Source organism: Rhodococcus sp. USK13, from assembly GCF_018343855.1.
Lineage (GTDB): Bacteria > Actinomycetota > Actinomycetes > Mycobacteriales > Mycobacteriaceae > Rhodococcus_F > Rhodococcus_F oxybenzonivorans.
Window position 1 is genome coordinate 5,107,331 of the sequence record NZ_CP069242.1, and the last position, 22,046, is coordinate 5,129,376.

The window sequence follows — 22,046 nt, forward strand, 5'->3', positions numbered from 1 at the left end:
CCCATTTCGCGTTTATAGTTTCCGGCATGCCGGAGCCCCAGTCGTACCTTGTCTGCGCGTCGCAGCGTAGTGGCAGCACTTTGCTCGTCGAGTCACTTCGCGCCACCACGGTGGCTGGCAATCCTGAAGAGTTTTTCCAGTATTTGCCGTCCACCAGCCGGTCACCGCAACCGCGGCAGTGGTTCGGGGGTGTCACCGACGAAGCGGTGCTCTCACTCCTCGCGCCGCTGGAACCGGGGGTCGAGGACACCCGCACGGCCGAGCAGTGGCGCGATCAACTACTCAGCCTCGGGCGCACCCCCAACGGGGTGTGGGGCGGAAAGCTCATGTGGAACCAGGTGTCCCTGCTGCTCGATCGCGCGGCGGGGTTACCCCACCGTTCCGGGGCCGATCTCCGGTCCGCCCTCGACGACGTTCTCGGCACGGACATCACTTTCATTCACGTGTACCGGCCCGATGTCGTCGATCAGGCGGTGTCGATGTGGCGGGCCGTCCAGACCCAGGTCTGGCGCGACGACGCGACTCCGCCGGCACCGAACGACGGCGCCGAGTACAACGCCGAGGGCATCGCCCACCTTGCGCGGAACTTGCGTGACCAGGAGCGCGCCTGGCGCGACTGGTTTGCGGCGGAAAACCTGTCTCCTCTCGAGGTCAGCTTCACCGATCTGGTGGCCGATCCGCAGGCCACCACTGCCAAGGTTCTTCTTGCGCTGGGATTGGATCCGGACTTGGCACCGCCGCCGCCACTGAAACGCCAGAGCGACGGCCGCTCCCGCGAATGGGCAGAACGCTATCGCGTCGAAGCAACGGCGAAGGGGTACCCGGTATGACCCACGGTTCTATCGTTGCGGATTCCAGATCTGCGGAATCCACAGTCGCCGCGGTCGAGGAACTCCGCGCACTCGAGGCCGAGGCTGTGCACATCATTCGCGAGGTCGTGGCCGAACTGGAACGGCCGGTACTGCTCTTCTCGGCCGGCAAGGACTCGATCGTTCTGCTTCGCCTCGCGGAGAAAGCATTTCGTCCGTCGCCTGTTCCATTTCCCGTGCTCCACGTGGACACCGGTCACAACTTCCCGGAAGTACTCGAGTTCCGGGACCGGCGGCTCGCCGAGGGCGGGCACTCGCTCCTCGTCGCGTCCGTGCAGGAATCGATCGATCGTGGCCGGGTCACCGAGGCGGGCGGTCCGAGCGGGTCACGGAACCGGCTGCAAACGCGCACGTTGCTCGACGCGTTGGAACAGCACCGATTCGACGCCGCGTTCGGTGGCGCCCGGCGGGACGAGGAACGCGCCCGCGCGAAGGAGCGAGTGCTCAGTTTCCGCGACGAGTTCGGCCAATGGGATCCGCGTGCGCAGCGCCCCGAGCCGTGGTCGCTCTACAACGGGAGAATTCGCCGGGGCGAACAGGTGCGCGTGTTTCCGTTGAGCAATTGGACGGAAGTCGACATCTGGCGGTACATCGAACTCGAGAATCTCGAGCTGCCGTCGATCTATTTCGCACACCACCGCACGGTGTTCGAGCGTGACGGGATCCTTCTGGCCGTGTCCGAACACACGCAGCCCGCGCCCGGCGAGGTGGTGCAGGAACTCCGGGTCCGATATCGGACGGTCGGCGACCTCACCATCACGGGTGCCGTCCTCTCCGAGGCCGACGACGTCGCGGGGGTTATCGACGAGATCATGGCCGCCACCGTCTCCGAACGCGGCCAGACCCGAGCCGACGACCGAACGTCGGCTGCAGCAATGGAAGACCGGAAGCGCGAGGGCTATTTCTGATGACCATCACCGCACCGCGCCAACTGCTGAGACTCGCGACCGCAGGCAGTGTCGACGACGGAAAGAGCACGCTGATCGGCCGGCTCCTTCACGACACCGGAAGCCTGCCCATCGATCACCTCGACGCGGTGACCGACGAAAATGGAAACGCGGACCTGGCCGCCCTGTCCGACGGCCTACGGGCCGAACGGGAGCAGGGAATCACGATCGACGTCGCATACCGCTTCTTCTCGACCGCCTCCCGTAGTTTCGTACTCGCCGACACGCCCGGGCACGAGCGGTATACCCGCAACATGTTCACCGGGACGTCCAACGCACACGTTGCGATGTTGTTGGTCGATGCGCGGACCGGAGTGCTCCGCCAAACCCGGAGGCACGCACGCATCGCCGAACTGCTCGCAGTGCCCCACGTGGTGGCAGTCGTCAACAAGATCGACCTGGTGGGTTTCGACGAGGCACGCTTCCGGGAGGTCGAGTCCGACCTACGCATACTTGCCGGGCATCTGGGTGCGGCCGATCTCACCGTGATCCCTGTGTCGGCGACACTGGGCGACAACGTCGTGCACCGCTCCACCACCACTCCGTGGTACGCAGGTCCCACTCTGCTCGAGTATCTCGAATCCGTGGAACTCGCTGCCCCATCGGCGAACACCGCTCAGCTGCGCTTGCCCGTCCAGTGGGTTGCGCGCCCGACTGAAGGCCGCCGACGGCGCTACACCGGTCGACTGTCGGCCGGCACTCTCACAGTCGGCGACGAAGTTGTGGTGTTGCCCGCGGGCGCGCGAAGCACGGTGACCGCCCTCGATACGCTCGACCCCGAACGCTCCGTCGCCGTCGCGCCCCTGTCGGTGTCGCTGGAACTTGCCGACGACATCGACGTCGCACGGGGCGATCTCATCGTCAGTGCCCACGCCGATGCCTCGGCTCCGGTGCCGGCGCGAGAGATCGATGCGACCGTGTGCTGGCTCGGTGAAACCCCTTTGCGTGCCGGCGATCGCATCGCCGTGAAGCACACGTCCCGCACGGTTCGCGCCACGGTGCAGGCGTTGCACACTCGACTGGACCCGGAAACTCTCGACGAACACGACTCCCCCGCCGAACTCGCTCTCAACGACATCGGCCGAATAACGCTGCGCACCAGTACCGTCGTCCTCGCCGACACGTATGCGGAAAACCGGGATGGTGGCGCATTCATCCTCATCGACGAGAGCAGTAACGACACGATCGGCGCCGGCACTGTCCTCGATTCCCGGGAAGTGGTACCGGGAGCGCAGACGAGACGCGATATCACTTGGCACCCTTCTTCTCTCGACCGTGGCCGTCGATGGGCGGCGACGGGTCAGCGCGGCGCCACCATCTGGCTCACCGGGCTTCCCGCGTCGGGGAAGTCGACGGTGGCTGTAGCACTCGAACGCACGCTCGTCGATGCGGGGCGAACGGCGTATCTGCTCGACGGCGACAATGTGCGGCACGGAATCTCCGATGATCTGGGGTTCAGCCCAGGGGACCGCGCCGAGAATATCCGGCGAGTCGGACACCTCACCCGATTGTTCGCCGACGCCGGGGTGGTCGCGATCGCCTCGATGGTGTCTCCACTCCGGTCGGATCGCACCATTGCGAGGGTCCTCAACGAGGCGGCGGGACTGCCGTTCCTCGAGATTCACGTGAGCACGCCGGTAGAGGAATGCGAACGACGAGACCCGAAGGGCCTCTACGCTCGTGCGCGGGCCGGCGAGCTGCGTGGCCTCACAGGTGTGGACGCGCCTTATGAGGAGCCTGATGATCCGGACCTCGCGTTCGATACCACGGGTGCCGATCTCGACGAGCTCGTACAACGCATCCTTGCCGTACTGGCCCGACACGAGGTTCGGTAGCGCTGGCGCGGCGCCGTCGAGGCCCGAGGCCGGATCTACTCACGCCCGCGCGGACCGGAGTACGGCGTCGTAAAGGGCGACGCGATCATCGAAAGGTCGCCGGACCCGGCCGAAATCCTGCACGGCGTCGGAGCCGCGACCCGCTACGACGACGACGTCACCGGGTGCGGCCCGCGTGACCGCGGTCGCGATGGCCTCGCCGCGTTCGGGGACGACGAGTACCTCAGCGGTCTTCACCCTCCGCGCCGCTCGTGCGACGTCGTCCCGCAGCACCTCGGCATCTTCCGAGAACGGGCTTTCGTCTGTGACGACGACGATGTCGGCGAGCTCGGCCGCCGTCGTCCCCAGTCGGGCACGCTTACCCGGATCACGATTGCCGGTCGCCCCGATGACGACGATGACCTTGCCCCGGGTCAGGGAGCGAAGATACGGGAACAACCGCCGCTGACCTCCCGTGTTGTGCATGTAGTCGACGAAGGCCAGGAAGGGCTGGCCGGCGTCGATCGCTTCGAGACGACCCGGCACGGTGTCGAGGCCCTCGATTCCGGCGATCGCGCCGTCGAGGTCGACCCCGCGCACAGTCAGGGCCGTGACGGCGGCAAGTGCGTTGTCCACCTGATGGGCTCCCAGGAGCCGAAGTCGAATCGTGGTCGTCCTCCACGGGCCGTGCAACCTGAACGAAGTTCCACCCTCGTCGGCGTGCACGTCGTCGCCGTAAATATCTGCCTTCGCAGACCTCAAGGAAAAGGTGAGACGGGGCACGGACACAGTGGCGGCAAGGCGGCGACCGAATTCGTCGTCTATGCCGATTGCCGCCGTCGCACAACGCTCGGCGCTGAACAACCTGGCCTTCGCGGCAAAATAGGAAGCCATATCTTTGTGGAAATCGAGATGGTCCCGTGCAAGATTGGTGAATACGGCTACACCGAACGACGTTCCGTCGACGCGATGCAGCGCGAGCCCGTGGCTGGAGACCTCCATCGCCACCGCGGAGACACCCTGGTCCCGGAAAGCGGCGAGAGTCTGGTGGAGTTCGGAGGCCTCGGGAGTGGTCCGGACAGCGTCCCGCGAACCGCGGCGTCCCCGCACCGTGATGCCGGTAATCCGTCCGGCGGTAATTCCGGCGCCGTTCAAACCTGCCTCGAGTAGATATGCGGTGCTGGTCTTTCCGTTCGTTCCCGTCACGCCGTAGACATCGAGTGCGCCGGAGGGATTTCCGTAGAGTACGGAAGCGAGCGGACCCACAGCACACCGCGGATCGTCCACGACGATGGTCGGCAGGAGTTCCGACGGGTGGTCACTCAGCATCGCGACCGCACCACGCGAGACGGCTTCGGCGGCGAACGCGGCGCCGTGCCAGCGCTGGCCGGGCAGCGCCGCATAGAGGTCGCCCGGCCGGACGAGACGCGAGTCCTGACTGATACCCGTCACGACTTCCTCCCCGGTCCCGAAGAGCACTGCCGCCCCGCCGAGGCGGCGCAGCACCTCGCGCAGAGGTGTGGGCGGACGGGACCGGCAGTCGATGCTCACGCTCTCAGTGCACCACTGCCGCGGGGCGTGCGAGGGCTGAACCGGATCTTCGATCCGGCATTGTCAGGTGTCGGTGTTGTTCCGCGGTTCGTCGAGGATGCCGCGCTCCGCGCTGTACGCCGACCGCACATCGGGCGTGCGGTCCAGTTTGGCGAGATACTTCTCCATTGCAGTTCGGGCGTAGGCGGTGCCCTCCTCATCGCTCGGAATGGCGTCGCCGGTGGCCCGCCGCCACGCGTGAAGCTCGAGCGACAACTCGGCCTGGATGCCGGCAAAGGAATCGGTGTCTGCGACGTTGACGCGTTCGTCGGGATCGGCAGCGAGGTCGTAGAGCTCCCTGCTCGGACGTGGCGCGAGGTGCTCGGTACCCATCGCGTCACCGGACAAGCTGTTCTGGATGTCGAGCGGAAGGTCGAGAACGGGCCGGGGCGCATAGTTCTCGATGTAGCTGTACTGCTTCGATCGCACAGCGCGGATCGGGTCGAACGTGTCGTGGAAGGTCTTCTCGGTGAACACCACCTCGCGCGCCTGGTCGTTCGACGCACCCAGTAACTGTTCGGCGTGGGAGACGCCCTCCACCTCCGCGGGCACCGGCACACCGAGCATCTCGAGAAGGGTGGGCACCAGATCCACACCACTGAACAATCCGTCGTAGACACGGGGCGCCGCGCGCAACCAGCGCGGTGGGCGGATGATCGTCGCGATCCCGGTACCCGGCGCATACAGGGTCGACTTGGCCCGGGGGAACGCTTCGCCGTGGTCGGTGAAGAACACGACCCACGTGCTGTCGTCGAGTCCCTCGGCCTCCAGCGTGTGCAGCAGCCGTCCAACGGCCGCGTCCGCCACCTCGATCGAACCGTGAAACCCGGCCAGGTCTTCGCGCACCTGCGGCCGGTCCGGCAGGTACGAAGGCACCGCGAAGCTCTCCGGGTCGGCCGGCCGGTAGCGGTCCGCTGGGTACGGGCGGTGCGTCTCGAAGAAACCAGCCGTCAACAGGAACGGCTGTGGCGGGAATCGGGACAACCACCCGGACGCACGATCGGTGACGTAGTCGCAGTACGAGTTCGTCACGTCGTACTCGTGGTAGCCGAGCCGCTTCGGGTACGCCGTCTCGTGCTGCATGCCGAACAGGGCCGTGTACCACCCGGCGTTCGACAGAAGAGACGGCAACGTCTGCACGTCGTCGTGATACTGCCATCCATGATGGGCGAGTCCGACGAGACCGTTGCTGTGCGGGTAGCGGCCCGAGAACAGTGCGCCGCGCGACGGGGAGCACAGGGGTGCCACCGCGTGCGCGTCGGTCAGCCGCACTCCCTCCGCGGCGAGCCGGTCGAGGTTCGGACTTCGCACACCGGACGCACCGTAACAACCCAGATGCCTCCCGAGATCGTGCCAGTGCACGATCAGCACGTTGTCGCGGGTTACGGGCACTGCCGGAGTTGTCACAATCGCCTCCTCGTCGGCACGGGATTACAGAGACACCGGGCTATAGAGACACCGGGCTATAGAGACACCGGGCTATAGAGACACCGGGATTTCCGCCTCGGGAAGCTCCGGTGCCCGCGTGGCCCGCGCGTACACAGTTTCACCCTCCTGCAGATGCAGCGCCGCGCTGTCACCCCGCGTCACCTGGGCCGAGAAACGCTCGCCGGTCGCCTCGTTGCGCAAATCCACCCGCACCTCGAACCCGAGATGCACCACCCGTTCCACAGTGGCCCGTGTCACCCCGAGCGACTCCGCGGTTCCCGCCTTCTGGGCAAGTGCCATGTCGGGGTCGCGGCCGAGCCGGATGTCGTGAGGACGGACCAGCTGGCCGTTGAGTTTGGCCACCGAACCGAGGAACGACATCACGAAATCGTTGGCCGGACGATCGTAGAGGTCTGCCGGTTCACCGATCTGCTCGATGCGGCCCTTGTTGAGGACGGCGATCCGGTCGGCGACATCGAGCGCCTCCTCCTGATCGTGGGTGACGAGGACGGTGGTCACGTGCACCTCGTCGTGGAGCCGGCGCAGCCAGGTGCGCAGGTCGGTCCGCACCTTGGCGTCGAGGGCACCGAACGGCTCGTCGAGGAGCAGCACCTGGGGATCGACAGCCAATGCCCGGGCGAGCGCCATGCGCTGCCGCTGCCCGCCGGAAAGCTGAGCCGGGTATCGGTGCTGGAACCCGTCGAGCCCGACGATTCCGAGGAGCTCGTTGACCTTCCTGTCGATCTCCGGCTTCGGCCTCTTACGGATCTTGAGTCCGAACGCGACGTTGTCGCGCACCGTCATGTGCTTGAACGCCGCATAGTGCTGGAACACGAATCCGATGTCACGTTTCTGCGGCGAGACGTTCGTGACATCTTTCCCGCCGATCACCACCGTGCCGGAGTCGAGTGCCTCCAGGCCGGCGATGGAGCGCAGCAGTGTCGACTTGCCGGAACCACTCGGACCGAGGAGCGCAGTGAGCGAACCCGAGGGGATGTCGATGGTCACGTCGTCGAGGGCAGCGAACGATCCGTAGTTCTTGTGCGCGCCGGTCACGGTAATCATGTGGTGCTCCTCTTACGGTCGAGCAGAGTCATCAGAAGCAGGCTGAGTACGGCAATGCCCATCAGCAGGGTGGCCGCCGAATATGCCCCGAAGGTGTTGTGGTCGTCGATGTACCGCGAATGCACCAGCAGTGTGAGGGTCTGCGAGACTCCGGGGAAACCGGACGACACCATGATGACGGCGCCGAACTCGCCCAACGAGCGGGCGATGGTGAGAATCACCCCGTACGTCAGACCCCACCGGATGGCGGGGAGGGTGATCAACCAGAAGGTCTGCCACTTGTTTGCCCCGAGCGTCGCGGCCGCCTGCTCCTGTTCTTCCCCGATCTCGTGCAGCACGGGCTCCACCTCCCGCACCACGAACGGAAGCGTCACGAACAACGTGGCGATCACCATTCCCGGCAGTCCGAAGATGACCTTGAACCCGAGCGACTCCACTCCCCCGAACCAGCCGTTGGTACCCCACAGCAGGATCAGCGACACACCCACGACGATCGGGGACACGGCGAACGGCAGATCCACCACGGCTTGCACCAGACCACGACCCGGGAATCGTCCCCGTACGAGAGCGAGGGCGGTCACGATTCCGAACACCACGTTGATCGGCACGACGATGGCGACGATCAGCAACGACAGGTTGAGCGCCGAGATTGCTGCCGGGGTCGAGATGGAGTCGATGAACGCACCGATGCCACGCTCGAACGTTCGGTAGAGAATGACCGCGATCGGCACGACGAGAAGGCCGAACAGGTAGAGCAGCGCGACGGTGCGCAGAGTGATGCGGGTGGGTCCCGACAGTTTCATTCCGCCTGCTCCTCACGACGTTGGCCACGACTCGCGAGAAGCCGGAGAACGAACAACGTCACGAACGCGATGGCCAGCAGAGCCACCGACACGGCCGCCGCAGCGGCAGGCCGATCGATTTCGATTTGTTGTTGAATGTACTGCGACGCCATCTGGGTCTCACGCGGAATGTTGCCGCCGATGAGGACCACCGACCCGTATTCGCCGATCGCGCGGGCGAACGCCAGCCCTGCACCGCTGATGATCGCAGGCATGAGGGTCGGGACGACGACTCGCCGGAAGATCGTCACATTGTCTGCACCGAGCGACGCCGCAGCTTCTTCCACTTCCCGGTCCACCTCGATGAGTACCGGCTGCACCGAACGCACCACGAAGGGCAGCGTCACGAATGCGAGTGCCACGATCAGTCCGGGTTGCGTCGCGTTGAGGTAGATGTGAATGGGACTTTCCGGCCCGTAGAGGGCCAGCAGGACGATGCTGGCCACGATCGTCGGGAGTGCGAACGGGAGATCGATCAGCGCATTGACGATCCGTTTGCCCGGAAACTCGTCGCGAACGAGCACCCACGCGATCAGCGTGCCCATCACCACGTTGATCACGGCCACCACGACCGACACCATGATGGTGACCCGGAGGGAGGCCAACGCGACCGGGCTGGTGATGGCGTCGACGAAGCCGCCGATGCCGTCACCGAACGACGCCACGGTCAGGGCGGCGAGGGGAAGCACCACGATGATGCTCAGCCACAGGGTCGCGACACCGATACCCAACGGTCCGACCGCGCCGGTGACCTGAACGAGTTTCTTACGGGTGCGGCGATCGGGCGGGGACGGCACCGTGGTGCCGGTGCCGACCGCCGTCGTCGTCGTCGGTGCGTCGCTCATGTCGGTGTTACCTGGTTGCGTTGTCGTAGATCACAGCGATCGACCCGGTGTCCTTGGCGAACAACTCGGGGTCGACCTTCGACCAGCCGCCGAGGTCGGCGATGGTCCACAACTTCGCCGGCTGGGGGAACTTGTCGGCGAACTCCGTCGCCACGGCCGGGTCGACCGGGCGGAACCCGGCCTCCGCCCACAGCTTCTGGCCCTCGGGGGTGTAGAGGAAGTCCTTGAACGCGTTGGCCTTGTCGAGGTGCTTGCTGTTGGACAGCACGGCGACCGGATTTTCGATCTTGAAGGTGGTCGGCGGGGTCACATGCTCGACCGGATCACCGTTGCTCTCCATGAACAGCGCCTCGTTCTCGTAGCTGAGCAGCACGTCACCGGTGCCCTGCAGGAACGCCTCCGACGCCTCACGGCCCGACTTCGGCTGAATTTTCACGTGGTCGTTGACCAGCGAGGTGATGTAGGCGAGACCGGCGTTCGGATCCTGGCCGCCGTTGCTCTTCGCGGCATACGGTGCGAGCAGATTCCACTTCGCCGATCCGGAGCTGAACGGGTTGGGGGTGACCACCTCGACGTCGGGGCTCAGGAGGTCGTCCCAGTCCCGGATGTTCTTCGGGTTGCCCTCACGCACGACGATCGTGACCACCGAACCGAAGGGGATTCCGTTGTAGGCATCCTGGTTCCACGTCTTGTCGACCAGTCCCGCGTCGACGAGACGAGTGACGTCGGGCTCGACCGAGAAATTGACGAAATCGGCCTCGGCACCGTCCTTGACCTTGCGGGACTGGTCACCGGACGCGCCATACGACGGCTGGAACGCGACATTCTTGCCTTCTTCGGTGGCATTGAACGCGGGGATGAGCTTGTCGTAGCCGGGCTTGGGCACCGCGTACGCGAAGAGGTTGATGGTGCCGGCACTGCCGTCTGCACCCACCGCGTCGCTGCCGGCGGTGTCGCTCGCGCCGCCGCTGCACGCGGTCAGTGCCACAGCTCCGAGTGTCACGAGGGCCGTGAGAAGACTACGAGAACGGCGTTTCATGGAGAAACCTTCCTGGGAACTGTTTACAGAGAAGTAGTGCGAAACGAGAAGAGGTGGGACGCGCCCATCGGCACCTGCAGGAACGCAACGGAAAGAGCGATGCGCCATCGGCGGCGGAACTGCTCGATGCGGGAAATGCCGATTGCTGGGTGCGAGGTGAGAATCAACAACAGTCGATGTCGGCGACTGCAAGCATGCCGACAGCGATCAACGCCAATTCATGGCGGACCTGGTGTACAGCGGCTTCAGACACGCCGTGGACTGTAGCAGAGGCTGAACCAGCCTCTCGAATCGAACCGAGCTATCGGGTGAGCAGCCAGGCGACGACAACGAGAACGATGAGCGTGAGCAGGGCGAGTGTGACGCGGGAGCGCGGCATCAGGGTTCCTCCACTGTGGGAACGTCCCGCCTGAGCAGGACGAAGACTGCGGCCAGTGCTCGATCGAGCAGCCACGCGACGCCGCGGCACACCGGCACCATGACCAGCAGCACGAGAGCGACTTGAGGAACGAAGGGAAGGCCCGCGATCCATAGCTCGAAGCCGTCCCACCAACCCGCCATCAATTCCACCGCACCACCCTATCGCCCGCCGATGCCGGGAGGCCGCACAGGTGGACGGCGCGACGCAGGCGGTCGATGATGTCCAGATGGTGTCCACCGAGAACCAGAAGCTTCCGTTCGGGCCGACGACCCCTGGTAAGACCGCATCCGGCGGGCACCATCGGCACGACACGTTTCCGCCGATCGACGACTACGCGTTCCTCTCGGACTGTGAAACCACGTGCCTGATCGCCCGCAACGGGGCCGTCGAATGGATGTGCATCCCACGTCCAGACTCCCCCAGCGTCTTCGGCGCGATCCTCGACCGCAGCGCCGGCCACTTCCGCATCGGTCCGTACGGGCAGAACGTGCCGGCGGCCCGCCGCTATTTGCCGGGCGGGCTCATCGTCGAGACCACCTGGCAAACCGAGACGGGGTGGCTGATCGTCCGTGACGCGCTGGTGCTCGGCCCGTGGCACAACACCGAGCAACGCTCCCGTTCGCATCGGCGCACACCCACCGACTGGGACGCCGAGCATGTTCTGCTGCGAACGGTCAAGTGCGTCAACGGAACGGTCGAATTCGAGATGAGCTGCGAACCTGCCTTCGACTATCACCGTGGCACAGCGCACTGGGAGTACACGGGCAAGGTGTACGAGGAGGCCACGGCCACCTGCAACGCGAGCGGCCCGGGTGATCACCCGGTGCTGCGGCTCACCACCAATCTGAAGATCGGCCTCGAGGGCCGCGAGGCAAGGGCCCGAACCCGCATGGTCGAGGGGGACAATGTCTTCGTCGCGCTGTCCTGGTCGCACCTGCCCGCACCCCAGACGTTCGACGAGGCTGCCCAGAAGATGTGGCACACCGCGAAGTGCTGGCGCGAATGGATCACCATCGGCCGTTTCCCCGACCACAAGTGGCGCGGTTACCTCCAGCGCAGTGCGCTCGCACTGAAGGGTTTGACGTATGCGCCCACAGGTGCTCTTCTGGCCGCGTCCACTACCTCCTTGCCGGAAACACCTGGCGGCGAGCGCAACTGGGACTATCGCTACGCGTGGGTTCGCGATTCGACCTTCGCGTTGTGGGGTCTGTACAGTCTCGGGCTCGACCGTGAAGCCAACGATTTCTTCTCGTTCATCTATGACGTTTCTGCCTCCGAGGACGGCCACCATCATCCGCTCCAGGTCATGTACGGCGTCGGGGGCGAGCAGACCCTCGAAGAGGCCGAACTGCATCACCTGTCCGGGTACGGCGGGGCGAAGCCGGTGCGCATCGGCAACGGTGCATACAACCAGAACCAGCACGACATCTGGGGAACGATCCTCGACTCGGTGTATCTGCACGTGAAGTCGCGCGAGCGAGTTCCCGAAACGTTGTGGCCGATGCTCAAACGTCAGGTCGAGGAAGCTGTCAAGCATTGGCGGCACCCGGACCGCGGCATCTGGGAGGTGCGCGGCGAACCACAGCATTTCACCTCGTCGAAGATCATGTGCTGGGTCGCCCTCGACCGCGGCGCCAAACTCGCCGAGCAGCAGGGTGAGGCGAGTTATGCCCAGCAGTGGTCGGACCTGGCCGACGAGATCAAGGAGGACATCCTCGAGCACGGGGTGGATCGTCGCGGTGTCTTCACTCAGCGCTACGGCAGCGACGACCTCGACGCCTCACTGCTCCTTGCCCCGCTGCTGCGGTTCCTTCCAGCGGACGATCCGCGTATCCGCGCCACGGTCCTCGCCATCGCCGACGAACTGACCGAGGGCGGCCTGGTCCTGCGCTATCAGGTGGAGACCACCGACGACGGACTCGAGGGCAAGGAGGGCACGTTCACGATCTGTTCCTTCTGGCTGGTCTCGGCGCTCGTCGAGATCGGTGAGCTCGACCGCGCCAAGGATTTGTGCAACCGGCTGCTGGGCTTCGCGAGTCCACTGAAGTTGTACGCGGAGGAAATCGACCCGGCGTCGGGACGACATCTGGGCAACTTCCCGCAGGCGTTCACCCACCTGGCTTTGATCAACGCAGTGGTTCACGTCATCCGCGCCGAAGAGGCCGCCGCGGGCGGCTTCCAACCTGCGCATCAGACCGTCTGATCAGGTGGCCACTGCCTCGAGCTGGGGCATGATCCGGTTCAGGGAATACACCAGCGAGCGGCTCGACGGCGTGTTGAATCCCACCACGGTCGCGTAGTCCTGGGCCGCGAGCCCACCGCCGCGCACCGACGGGAGCTCGGCGAACCCTGGCAGTGTCATCAGGTCCTCGCGCGTGCCGCCGTTGGGCAACATGACGACGAGATCGGCGTCCAGGGTGTCGACCCTCTCCGGGCTCAGCATCAGCCGACCGCCCGTGGCACCCGCCTCCTCGACGAGATCCGGCGGCAATGTCAGTCCCAGCCGGCGAAAGACGGTACTCGCGCCGTCGTCAGGGTCGGCCACCACAACCAATTGATCGGTGGCGAACATGAATTGGGAGAGGACAGCCGTCTTGCCCGCGAGGCCGGGCAGGCGCTCGGTCAGGCCGTTCACGAATCCGTCGGTCTTCGCGACGATCTCGGCTGCCTGCCCCTCCTTACCGAGCAGTCGACCGAGCGTCTCGACTTGCAATTCCCACGGGTCGACCTGTTCATTGCCGATCGCCGCAACGGTGGGTGCGATGCCGGAGATTCGATCGAAGTCGTCCTGATCCGTAATGGCGAACGAACCGAGGGTCAGGTCGGGATTCATGGCGGCGATTTCCTCGGCAGGCAACGGCGCACCCGACTGGGTCACCGAGGCGCGGTCCAGTTCGACCGCCGACTCGGCAACGTCGGATTCCCAGGGATAAAGTCCCCGCTCGTCCCCCATCGGACCAGCTGAGAGATACCCCACCGGCTGGACGCCGAATTCCAGCAATGCGTCGAGCCATTGGCTGCTCGTCGCGACGATCCGGGTCGGTGTGCCCTCCACGGTCGTCGTGCCGAAGCGATGTTCGACCGTGATCTGCCGCTCGGCTACCTCGTCGGAACGAGCGTCGACGCTGCAGCCGACACCGGCGAACATCACCGACAACACGACCGCGATGACCAGACCTCCATGCACAGCGCACCCCTCTTCGATAAGCCAAGGCTAACCTTGGCATACCGGAGGACTCGGCGCTACGCCTTCGTTGCCGTCACTTCGCGAAACGCGTCAGCAGTCGCTCCGCGTCGGCGGCGATCCGGCGGACCACCGCTCCCGCCGGCTGCTCGGAAGTGACCAACCCGGCCGCTTCGCCCGCGTACACGACCCCGAGGTCGGGATTCGCGGGGTCGTACGCCGTGGCGAGTTCGCTCTCTGCGGCGCCGACGTCGTGCCACTTGCCGGTGAAGTCGTTGCGAAGCGCCCGGCCACCCCACCGCGAAGGCCACGGCTGGCTGCGGGCCTGGTCGAACACCGAGGTGTAGACGGTGTCGGCGCTGCCCGCGGCGATCAGTTTGCTCCGCGCGTACTCCGGGCCGATGGTCTCCGGGCTCGCGAGCAGGACGGTCCCGATCATCGCGCCCTCGGCACCGGCGGCGATAACCGCGGCAAGGCCACGGCCGGTCGCGATTCCTCCTGCGGCGAGCACGGGCAACGACGTGGCCTCGAGGATCTCCTGCAGCAGGGGCAGCGTCCCGATTCGGCCGGTGTGACCGCCGGCTTCACCGCCCTGGGCGATGACGACGTCCACGCCGGCAGCTTCCACCACGCGAAGGTCTTCGACGGTGTTGACCTGCGACACCACGAGCGCACCGATGTCGTGGACCCGATCCACATATGGTGCGGGATCACCGAACGAGAGCGAGACCACCCGCGGGTTCTGAGCCAGAGCGGCGTCGAGCAGCGCGTCATCGTCGTCGAGCGCCCAGGTCATCAGGCCGATCCCGAAGGCGTCCCCGCCGATACCGCGCGCGATCGCCACCTCGTCCGCGATCCACTCCGGGGTGGCATAGCGGGCTGCCCCGAGTAGGCCGAGCCCGCCCGCCTTCGACACCTCGCCGACGAGAGTGCCGCCGGCCCGCCCGCCCATCGGGGCTCCGAAGATCGGCACCTCGATTCCGAGAGTCCGGGTCAGCCAGGTTTCGATTGCCACGCCGCGTACCTACTTTCGTTCGGACACCCCGGAGGGAACGCCTCCGGGCGGGGCTGCGTTACTTCTTCGGCTTGTCGCCGACCGCTTCGGAGGACAACGCGGCGACGAAAGCCTCTTGGGGAACTTCCACTCGCCCAATGGTCTTCATGCGCTTCTTGCCCTCCTTCTGCTTTTCGAGCAGCTTGCGTTTACGGCTGATGTCGCCGCCGTAGCACTTGGCAAGCACGTCCTTGCGGATCGCGCGGATGTTCTCACGGGAGATGATCTTCGCGCCGATGGCCGCCTGGATGGGCACCTCGAACTGCTGGCGCGGAATGAGCTCGCGCAGCTTGGACGTCATCCGGCCGCCGTAGGCGCCGGCGGCCGACCGGTGCACGATCGACGAGAACGCGTCGACGGCCTCGCCCTGGAGCAGGATGTCGACCTTCACCAGATCCGCTTGCTGTTCACCGGACTCTTCGTAGTCGAGGCTCGCATACCCCTTGGTGCGCGACTTCAAAGCGTCGAAGAAGTCGAACATGATCTCGCCCATGGGCATTTCGTAGCGCAACTCGACCCGGGTCTCCGACAGATAGTCCATGCCGCCGAGTTCACCGCGCCGGTTCTGGCACAGCTCCATGATCGCCCCGATGAATTCGCTGGGCGCGATGACGGTGCACTTCACCATCGGCTCGTACACCTCGCGGATTTTGCCCTCCGGCCAGTAGGACGGGTTGGTGACGACGTGCTCGGCGCCGTCCTCCATCACCACGCGGTACACCACGTTGGGTGACGTGGAGATGAGTTCGAGGCCGAACTCGCGCTCGAGGCGGTCGCGGGTGATCTCCATGTGCAGCAGTCCGAGGAACCCGCACCGGAAACCGAATCCGAGCGCCACCGACGTCTCCGGCTCGTAGGCCAGCGCGGCATCGTTGAGGCGCAGCTTGTCGAGGGCGTCGCGCAGCACCGGGTAGTCGGAGCCGTCGAGGGGATACAGACCCGAATAGACCATCGGCTTGGGGTCGCGGTAGCCGACGAGCGGTTCCGTGGCGCCGCCACGGGCTGCGGTGACGGTGTCGCCGACGCGCGACTGCCGCACGTCCTTCACACCGGTGATGAGGTAGCCCACCTCGCCGACACCCAGTCCGATGCTGGCCTTCGGCTCCGGCGAGATGATGCCGACCTCGATGAGATCATGGGTGGTGCCGGTCGACATCATGGTGATCTTCTCGCGCGGGGAGATCCGCCCGTCGACCACGCGGACGTAGGTGACGACACCGCGGTAGGCGTCGTACACGGAGTCGAAGATCATCGCGCGCGCCGGTCCGTCGGCGTCGCCGACCGGCGCCGGGATCTGCTTCACGACCTCGTCGAGAAGTTCCTTGACGCCCACACCGGTCTTGCCGGACACGCGCAGCACGTCGCCCGGCTCGCAGCCGGTGATGTGCGCGATTTCCTCGGCGTAGCGGTCTGGATCGGCGGCAGGCAGATCGATCTTGTTGAGCACCGGGATGATGGTGAGGTCCTTCTCCATCGCCAGATACAGGTTGGCCAGTGTCTGCGCCTCGATGCCCTGAGCGGCGTCGACCAGCAGCACCGCGCCTTCGCACGCCTCGAGGGCGCGCGAGACCTCGTACGTGAAGTCGACGTGCCCGGGCGTGTCGATGAGGTGCATGACGAATTCCTCGTCACCTACCTTCCACGGCAACCGGACGTTCTGCGCCTTGATCGTGATGCCGCGTTCCCGCTCGATGTCCATGCGGTCGAGGTACTGGGCCCGCATCTGCCGTTCTTCGACCACGCCGGTGAGCTGAAGCATGCGGTCGGCCAGCGTCGACTTGCCGTGATCGATGTGCGCGATGATGCAGAAATTCCGGATCTGTGCGGGATCCGTGAACGTCTTGTCGGCGAAGCTGCTGATGGGGGACCCCTTACCTGGACCGGCACCGGCCCGGTTCCGGGCCACTGTCACCTGTCAGGATATCCAAGCCACCGGACTCCGGCTGCTGCGGCATACACGCACTAAGCTCGACGGCCATGGCGAGCACGTGGAGCAGCATCGGGAAGACACTGGCCAAACTGGCGCGAGACAAGGGCCCCCAGTTGCTGCAGCAGCTGCAGAAGTCCGGCGCACTCGACCGCGCAGCCGGTGTGCTGACCGGTTCGGCCACCACCACGCCGAAGCCGAGCCCTGGCCGCCCGGTTACCGCGAACTCCGCGCCGACGGCCCACCGTGCCCGCAAGGTGCAGTACTCCCCCGATCTGGACGGGCGCGCGGACCCGGGCGAGATCGTGTGGACCTGGGTGGCGTACGAGGAAGATCCGGCACAGGGCAAGGATCGGCCGGTACTGGTCGTCGGGCGGGACGGAGCGACACTCCTGGGCCTCATGTTGTCTTCGCAGAGCAAGCACGACGGTGACCGCGACTGGGTGGCGGTCGGCTCGGGTTCCTGGGACTTCGAGGGTCGCCCGAGTTGGGTCCGCCTCGACCGGGTGCTCGACGTGCCCGAGGAAGGGATCCGGCGCGAGGGCGCCGTCATGGAGCGGACGACGTTCGAGCTCGTGGCAAGGCGGCTGAGAGCCGATTTCAGCTGGCAGTGAGATCGAACAGTACTGCCGGGCACGCACCGCGGGGTGCGTGCCCGGCATTCGCCGAGGGAGCCGGCTTTCGTCAGCTCTGGAGGCGGTCGTACCTGCCGAACAGCGAGCGGTAGGCCAGGGCGCCCACCGCACCGCCGATCAACGGGAAAACCAGGAACAACCACACCTGCGACAGCGCGCCGACCTGATACGGGGCCACGGCGAGACTGCGGGCGGGGTTCACCGACGTGTTGTCGATCGGAATGGACACCAGGTGGATCACCGCGAGGGTGAAGCCGATGGACACACCGGCCAGCGGTACATCCGAGATCTGGTCGGTCGAGGCCAGGACGACGAACACGAGCAAAGCGGTGAGAAGGACCTCGACGATCATCGCAGCACCGATGCCGTATCCGTTCTCCAGAATGCCGCCGAGCGGGCCTTTGATCGCCGAGGGGCTGTGCTCACCCCAGCCGTTGGCCCCGAGCCCGTCGGCCTTGCGGTCGTACGACGGCAGACTCTGCGCAATTGCGTAGATGACGAGTCCTGCGAGGAGGCCGCCGATTACCTGGGCCACGATGTACAGGCCGGCCCGGACCACCGACACTCGGCCGAGGGCCAGATGTCCGATGGTGACGGCCGGATTGACGTGACACCCGGAAATGGGACCGATGGCGTAGACGAGGAAGAGGAGCGTCAGTCCGAAAGCCAGGGCCACACCGAGATTGCCGACCTTGGCTCCGGCGAACACCGCCGTGCCCACTGCCGAGAAAACCAGCACGAAAGTGCCGATTGCCTCCGCCGAGTATTTCTTGATATCCGAGATCGGCTCGACCTCTACGTATTCCTGTGCGGTTGGAGACATTGAACCCACCTTCGTCGGAATGGATCGTTAGTCCTTGCTTTCCACAGTTCTGCGCCGGACTTTACGCCAGGCGTGTGATCTCCACGACGACTTCGAGGTCTGTTGCCTGCCCTCCCGAGAAGATTCCCTTGAGCGGCGGGACGTCGGCGTAATCACGCCCGACACCCACCGACACGTGCTGCTCGTTGACGGCCACAGCGTTGGTGGGGTCGTATCCCCACCACGCGCCGGTCCATGCCTCCACCCAGGCGTGGCTCTCCCCCGCGATCGTGTCGTCCAGTGCCGCATCCGCTTTCGGGTGCAGATATCCCGACACGTACCGGCTGGGAATCCCCATGCTTCGTAACAGGACGAGCGTCAGGTGGGCGTAATCCTGGCATACGCCTTCCCGTTCGGCCCAGGCCTCGACTGCCGACGTGTGCACGCCCGTGGTCCCGGGAACGTACGCCATTTCCGCGTGCACCCAGTCCGCTGCGGCTACAACGGCTTCCTCGGGCGTGCACCCCTTCCGGAGATCGCGAGCGATCGCGTCGAGCTTCCGGTTGCGGGGCGCGTACTGGGTGTTACTGAGCTGCTCGTTGAACCGGTCCGTCACCGCCGGCCCAGCCAGTTCGTCCCAATCCACCGACTCCTCGGGAGGCGAGAACGGTTCCGTCTCCACGACCGACAGCCCTGTGACCTCGAGTTCCCGATGCGGCGCATGCAGATCGAAGGCGGTGACCGCGGTACCCCAGTAGTCGGTGTAGCGATACGAACGGGTGGCCGGGGTGGTCTCCACTCGGTTGAGAATCACCGTCTGCCGACTGTCGCCGCGGGGAGTGAGCCGCGCCTCGTTGTATGAAGACGTCACCGGCGCGTCATAGGCATAACCGGTGGTGTGCACCACCCTCATTCGCCAGCTCACAACTCTCCCTCCACGACGGCTTCTGCGCCGACGGCCCGTGCATCGGTCCACGCCACCCACGGCGCGGCGTGAAAATACTGCAGTGCGATCGCTTCTCCGAGCTCACGGCAGGTGTCCTGCAAACCCACCAACCGGTCCTGGAGGTCCTCGAGGAGAACGCCGGGGGGCAGGAACTCGAGTTCGCTCCGCGCCCGTCCCAGCAGACGCTGTGCCTCGGCGCGCGGTCCCACCCGGCTGTCGGGTTGATGGTCGAGTTCCGCGAGACACTGTTCCGCCTGCCGGATGGCATGGAACACCGACCGCGGGAACAAGCGGTCGAGGAGGATGAACTCGACGACGCGGTTGGCGTCGAGCGCGCCGCGGTAGGTGCGCAGGTACGTGTCGTGAGCGCCCGCCGAACGCAGAACCGTCACCCACGCCGGCGACGACGGTCGGTCGCCCGCGCGGGACAGCAGCATTCGCGCCAGCATGTCGACACGTTCGATCGAGCGGCCGAGCAGCAGGAATCGGTAACCGTCGTCACGACTCATCGTCGAGTCGGCGAGACCGGCGAACATCGCCGCGCGCTCCTCGACGTAGCGGAAGAACTCGTGCGGCCCAAGCCGTTTGGCTGCGCGTTCGCGTTCCGCGAGACCGTTGTACGTGGCGTTGAGGCACTCCCACATCTCACTCGACGTGACCTCGCGGGCGCCTCGGGCGTTCTCGCGTGCGCTGGCGAGCGAGTCGATGATGGAGCCGACCTGATTACGACTGAAGGCGACGAGTTCGGTGACCGAGCGAACATCGAGTTCCGTACTCGGAGCAGGGATCCCGAGAACCCGCAGGAGCAGCCGGGACGTTCGGTCCGGATTCACCGACGCATCGTCGAGCAGTTGATGCACCGCGACGTCGAGAATCCGCGCCATGTCGTCGGCACGCTCGACGTACCGGCCGATCCAATACAGCGATTCCGCGTTTCTCGCCAGCATCAGCCCTCACCTCCACACTTCTGTTGCTGTTGCTGTTGCTGTTGCTGCTGCTGCTGCTGCTGTTGTGACGTACTGAGTTCGGGGCCCTGCTCGGCTTCTGCGGTCTGCGCAGGTTCGGTGACGAGTTCCTCGCCCGCGAGTTCCTGTTCCTCATCCGAGGTTCGGCTGGCGAGCACCCAAGTGTCCTTGCTGCCACCGCCCTGACTGGAATTGACCACGAGAGAACCCTCGGGCAGGGCAACCCGGGTCAGTCCCCCCGGCAGCACCCACACGTCCTCGCCGTCGTTCACCGCGAACGGGCGAAGGTCGACGTGCCGGGGCACGAGCTCGTCACCGATCTTGGTCGGCACCGTGGACAACTGGACCAGCGGCTGGGCGATCCATCCGCGCGGGTCTGCCCTGATTTTCCGGGTGATCGTGTTCAGTTCCTTGGGTGAGGCGTCGGGACCGAAGACGATGCCGTATCCACCCGAACCTTCCACCGGTTTGATGACCAGTTCGTCCACGCGGTCGAGCACCTGCTCGCACTCGTCGTCGAGCCAGCACCGGAACGTGTCGACGTTCGAGAGCAGCGGTTTCTCACCGAGGTAGTAGTCGATGATCTGCGGCACATAGGTGTAGACCAGCTTGTCGTCGGCGACACCGTTTCCGACGGCACTCGAGATGACGACGTTTCCGGCCCGCGCGGCATTGAGAACACCGGCTACGCCCAATACCGAATCCGGCCGGAAATGCATCGGGTCGAGGTAGTCGTCGTCGATGCGGCGGTAGATCACGTCCACCTGGCGCTCACCCTCGGTGGTGCGCATGTAGACCATGTTGTCGCGGCAGAAGAGGTCGCGGCCCTCGACGAGTTCCACCCCCATCTGACGCGCGAGCAGTGAATGCTCGAAATAGGCAGAGTTCCCGACACCGGGAGTGAGCACCACCACGGTGGGATCGGCCTCGTTGAGCGCAGCGGACGCCCGCAGCGCGCGCAGCAGATGCGTGGAGTAGTCGCCGACCGAACGCACGCGGTGGGACATGAAGAGGTCGGGGAAGACGCGCGCCATGGTGCGGCGATTCTCCATCACGTAGGACACTCCCGAGGGCGACCGCAGGTTGTCCTCGAGTACGCGGAACACCCCGTTCTCGTCACGAACGAGGTCGATACCGGCCACGTGGATGCGCACACCGTTGGGTGGAACGATGCCCGACGCCTCCCGGTGGAAGTGCTCACACGAGGTGACCAATCGTTTCGGGAGGACGTGATCGCGCAGGATGCGCTGCTCCCCGTAGACGTCGTGGAGGAACATCTCCAGCGCTTTCACGCGCTGCTTGATCCCCTTCTCGAGGCGCGTCCACTCCGCGGCGGCGATCACCCGGGGGACGAGATCGAGCGGAAACGGCCGTTCCTGACCGGAGAGGGAGAATGTCACGCCCTGGTCGATGAAGGCCCTGCCCAGCGCCTCGGAGCGGGCGGCGAGATCGGCGCTGTCGGCCGGCTCGAGGGCCTTGAAGACACCCTTGTAGGGGGGCCGGACACTGCCGTCACGGTCGAACATCTCGTCGAACGCCAGCCCGTACCCTCCCACGTCGACGTAGCCGTCGAACACGTGCGCGGGCCGCGCCGGCTTGCGTGATCGGGTCGTCACAGAGGCTCGCGACTGAGCTGCCGACGCTTTCACGCCCTTCTGTCTGCTGTCGCCCGA

General features: G+C 65.6%; 20 protein-coding genes. 5 read left to right on the top strand and 15 right to left on the bottom strand.

Annotation, left to right across the window (positions count from 1 at the left end; genetic code table 11):
- Positions 1-26: 26 nt before the first annotated feature.
- Genes stf0 through cysC form a run of 3 tightly spaced genes read left to right on the top strand, consistent with a single transcriptional unit; the run spans position 27 to position 3,651 of the window.
- Complete coding sequence (gene stf0 / locus JQT59_RS25995) at positions 27-830, top strand: trehalose 2-sulfotransferase (RefSeq protein WP_213572533.1); 804 nt, start codon at positions 27-29, stop codon at positions 828-830.
- Positions 827-1,777, top strand: coding sequence for a sulfate adenylyltransferase subunit CysD (cysD, locus tag JQT59_RS26000; RefSeq protein ID WP_213572534.1), 951 nt, complete (start codon positions 827-829; stop codon positions 1,775-1,777). The genes stf0 and cysD overlap by 4 nt, the downstream gene beginning before the upstream one ends.
- Positions 1,777-3,651: an adenylyl-sulfate kinase gene (gene cysC / locus JQT59_RS26005; protein ID WP_213572535.1), complete on the top strand. Its 1,875-nt coding sequence runs from the start codon at positions 1,777-1,779 to the stop codon at positions 3,649-3,651. The genes cysD and cysC overlap by 1 nt, the downstream gene beginning before the upstream one ends.
- Positions 3,652-3,690: 39 nt before the next feature.
- Here cysC and JQT59_RS26010 read toward each other — a convergent pair whose 3' ends face one another.
- The 8 genes from JQT59_RS26010 to JQT59_RS26040 all read right to left on the bottom strand — a co-directional run bounded on the left by JQT59_RS26010 (position 3,691) and on the right by JQT59_RS26040 (position 11,000).
- Positions 3,691-5,181, bottom strand: coding sequence for a UDP-N-acetylmuramoyl-L-alanyl-D-glutamate--2,6-diaminopimelate ligase (locus tag JQT59_RS26010; RefSeq protein ID WP_213572536.1), 1,491 nt, complete (start codon positions 5,179-5,181; stop codon positions 3,691-3,693).
- A 63-nt stretch (positions 5,182-5,244) separates the two neighbouring features.
- Entirely contained in the window at positions 5,245-6,627 is a 1,383-nt protein-coding gene (locus tag JQT59_RS26015; RefSeq protein WP_213572537.1) for a sulfatase family protein, read from the bottom strand.
- 72 nt (positions 6,628-6,699) lie between these two features.
- Positions 6,700-7,713 carry a sulfate/molybdate ABC transporter ATP-binding protein gene (locus tag JQT59_RS26020; protein WP_213572538.1) on the bottom strand — a complete coding sequence of 338 codons (1,014 nt, stop codon included), beginning with the start codon at positions 7,711-7,713 and terminating at the stop codon, positions 6,700-6,702.
- The gene (gene cysW, locus JQT59_RS26025) at positions 7,710-8,516 is read right to left on the bottom strand and encodes a sulfate ABC transporter permease subunit CysW (RefSeq protein ID WP_213572539.1); all 807 of its coding nucleotides are present in this window, start codon (positions 8,514-8,516) and stop codon (positions 7,710-7,712) included. The genes JQT59_RS26020 and cysW overlap by 4 nt, the downstream gene beginning before the upstream one ends.
- Positions 8,513-9,400, bottom strand: coding sequence for a sulfate ABC transporter permease subunit CysT (gene cysT, locus JQT59_RS26030; protein WP_213572540.1), 888 nt, complete (start codon positions 9,398-9,400; stop codon positions 8,513-8,515). Before cysT ends, cysW begins: the two co-directional genes overlap by 4 nt.
- Before the next feature lie 7 nt (positions 9,401-9,407).
- The gene (locus JQT59_RS26035; RefSeq protein ID WP_213572541.1) at positions 9,408-10,439 is read right to left on the bottom strand and encodes a sulfate ABC transporter substrate-binding protein; all 1,032 of its coding nucleotides are present in this window, start codon (positions 10,437-10,439) and stop codon (positions 9,408-9,410) included.
- 163 nt (positions 10,440-10,602) lie between these two features.
- On the bottom strand, positions 10,603-10,692 hold the full coding sequence (locus tag JQT59_RS38070) for an Ms4533A family Cys-rich leader peptide (protein WP_317746273.1): 90 nt from the start codon (positions 10,690-10,692) through the stop codon (positions 10,603-10,605).
- Between the two features lie 125 nt (positions 10,693-10,817).
- Complete coding sequence (locus tag JQT59_RS26040) at positions 10,818-11,000, bottom strand: hypothetical protein (RefSeq protein ID WP_284708046.1); 183 nt, start codon at positions 10,998-11,000, stop codon at positions 10,818-10,820.
- A gap of 86 nt (positions 11,001-11,086) precedes the next feature.
- Between JQT59_RS26040 and JQT59_RS26045 the strand changes: the two genes are divergently transcribed.
- Entirely contained in the window at positions 11,087-13,063 is a 1,977-nt protein-coding gene (locus JQT59_RS26045) for a glycoside hydrolase family 15 protein (protein WP_159921447.1), read from the top strand.
- Here the strand turns inward: JQT59_RS26045 and JQT59_RS26050 are convergent, their stop codons facing one another.
- The 3 genes from JQT59_RS26050 to lepA all read right to left on the bottom strand — a co-directional run bounded on the left by JQT59_RS26050 (position 13,064) and on the right by lepA (position 17,010).
- The gene (locus tag JQT59_RS26050) at positions 13,064-14,047 is read right to left on the bottom strand and encodes an ABC transporter substrate-binding protein (protein WP_249353833.1); all 984 of its coding nucleotides are present in this window, start codon (positions 14,045-14,047) and stop codon (positions 13,064-13,066) included.
- A 73-nt stretch (positions 14,048-14,120) separates the two neighbouring features.
- Positions 14,121-15,059: an NAD(P)H-dependent flavin oxidoreductase gene (locus tag JQT59_RS26055; RefSeq protein ID WP_213572542.1), complete on the bottom strand. Its 939-nt coding sequence runs from the start codon at positions 15,057-15,059 to the stop codon at positions 14,121-14,123.
- A gap of 58 nt (positions 15,060-15,117) precedes the next feature.
- A complete protein-coding gene (gene lepA, locus JQT59_RS26060) occupies positions 15,118-17,010 on the bottom strand; it encodes a translation elongation factor 4 (RefSeq protein ID WP_109328974.1) in 1,893 nt (630 codons plus the stop codon).
- A 65-nt stretch (positions 17,011-17,075) separates the two neighbouring features.
- On the opposite strand from lepA, the gene JQT59_RS26065 reads away from it, so the two are divergent.
- Positions 17,076-17,639 carry a type II toxin-antitoxin system PemK/MazF family toxin gene (locus tag JQT59_RS26065; RefSeq protein WP_213572543.1) on the top strand — a complete coding sequence of 188 codons (564 nt, stop codon included), beginning with the start codon at positions 17,076-17,078 and terminating at the stop codon, positions 17,637-17,639.
- 70 nt (positions 17,640-17,709) lie between these two features.
- Here JQT59_RS26065 and JQT59_RS26070 read toward each other — a convergent pair whose 3' ends face one another.
- The 4 genes from JQT59_RS26070 to JQT59_RS26085 all read right to left on the bottom strand — a co-directional run bounded on the left by JQT59_RS26070 (position 17,710) and on the right by JQT59_RS26085 (position 21,989).
- On the bottom strand, positions 17,710-18,483 hold the full coding sequence (locus tag JQT59_RS26070) for an aquaporin (RefSeq protein WP_109328969.1): 774 nt from the start codon (positions 18,481-18,483) through the stop codon (positions 17,710-17,712).
- A 61-nt stretch (positions 18,484-18,544) separates the two neighbouring features.
- Entirely contained in the window at positions 18,545-19,375 is an 831-nt protein-coding gene (locus JQT59_RS26075) for a transglutaminase family protein (RefSeq protein ID WP_213578105.1), read from the bottom strand.
- An 8-nt stretch (positions 19,376-19,383) separates the two neighbouring features.
- Positions 19,384-20,355 carry an alpha-E domain-containing protein gene (locus JQT59_RS26080; RefSeq protein WP_159921439.1) on the bottom strand — a complete coding sequence of 324 codons (972 nt, stop codon included), beginning with the start codon at positions 20,353-20,355 and terminating at the stop codon, positions 19,384-19,386.
- Entirely contained in the window at positions 20,355-21,989 is a 1,635-nt protein-coding gene (locus tag JQT59_RS26085) for a circularly permuted type 2 ATP-grasp protein (RefSeq protein ID WP_213572544.1), read from the bottom strand. Before JQT59_RS26085 ends, JQT59_RS26080 begins: the two co-directional genes overlap by 1 nt.
- Positions 21,990-22,046 lie beyond the last annotated feature (57 nt).

Coding starts and splice junctions, on each gene's coding strand:
- JQT59_RS26020 (WP_213572538.1), bottom strand. CDS start 7,713: ATGATTACCGTGACCGGCGCGCACAAGAACTACGGATCGTTCGCTGCC.
- JQT59_RS26070 (WP_109328969.1), bottom strand. CDS start 18,483: ATGTCTCCAACCGCACAGGAATACGTAGAGGTCGAGCCGATCTCGGAT.
- JQT59_RS26065 (WP_213572543.1), top strand. CDS start 17,076: ATGGCGAGCACGTGGAGCAGCATCGGGAAGACACTGGCCAAACTGGCG.
- JQT59_RS26045 (WP_159921447.1), top strand. CDS start 11,087: ATGGTGTCCACCGAGAACCAGAAGCTTCCGTTCGGGCCGACGACCCCT.
- JQT59_RS26080 (WP_159921439.1), bottom strand. CDS start 20,355: ATGCTGGCGAGAAACGCGGAATCGCTGTATTGGATCGGCCGGTACGTC.
- cysC (WP_213572535.1), top strand. CDS start 1,777: ATGACCATCACCGCACCGCGCCAACTGCTGAGACTCGCGACCGCAGGC.
- cysW (WP_213572539.1), bottom strand. CDS start 8,516: ATGAAACTGTCGGGACCCACCCGCATCACTCTGCGCACCGTCGCGCTG.
- JQT59_RS26040 (WP_284708046.1), bottom strand. CDS start 11,000: ATGGCGGGTTGGTGGGACGGCTTCGAGCTATGGATCGCGGGCCTTCCC.
- stf0 (WP_213572533.1), top strand. CDS start 27: ATGCCGGAGCCCCAGTCGTACCTTGTCTGCGCGTCGCAGCGTAGTGGC.
- JQT59_RS26035 (WP_213572541.1), bottom strand. CDS start 10,439: ATGAAACGCCGTTCTCGTAGTCTTCTCACGGCCCTCGTGACACTCGGA.
- cysD (WP_213572534.1), top strand. CDS start 827: ATGACCCACGGTTCTATCGTTGCGGATTCCAGATCTGCGGAATCCACA.
- cysT (WP_213572540.1), bottom strand. CDS start 9,400: ATGAGCGACGCACCGACGACGACGACGGCGGTCGGCACCGGCACCACG.
- JQT59_RS26075 (WP_213578105.1), bottom strand. CDS start 19,375: ATGAGGGTGGTGCACACCACCGGTTATGCCTATGACGCGCCGGTGACG.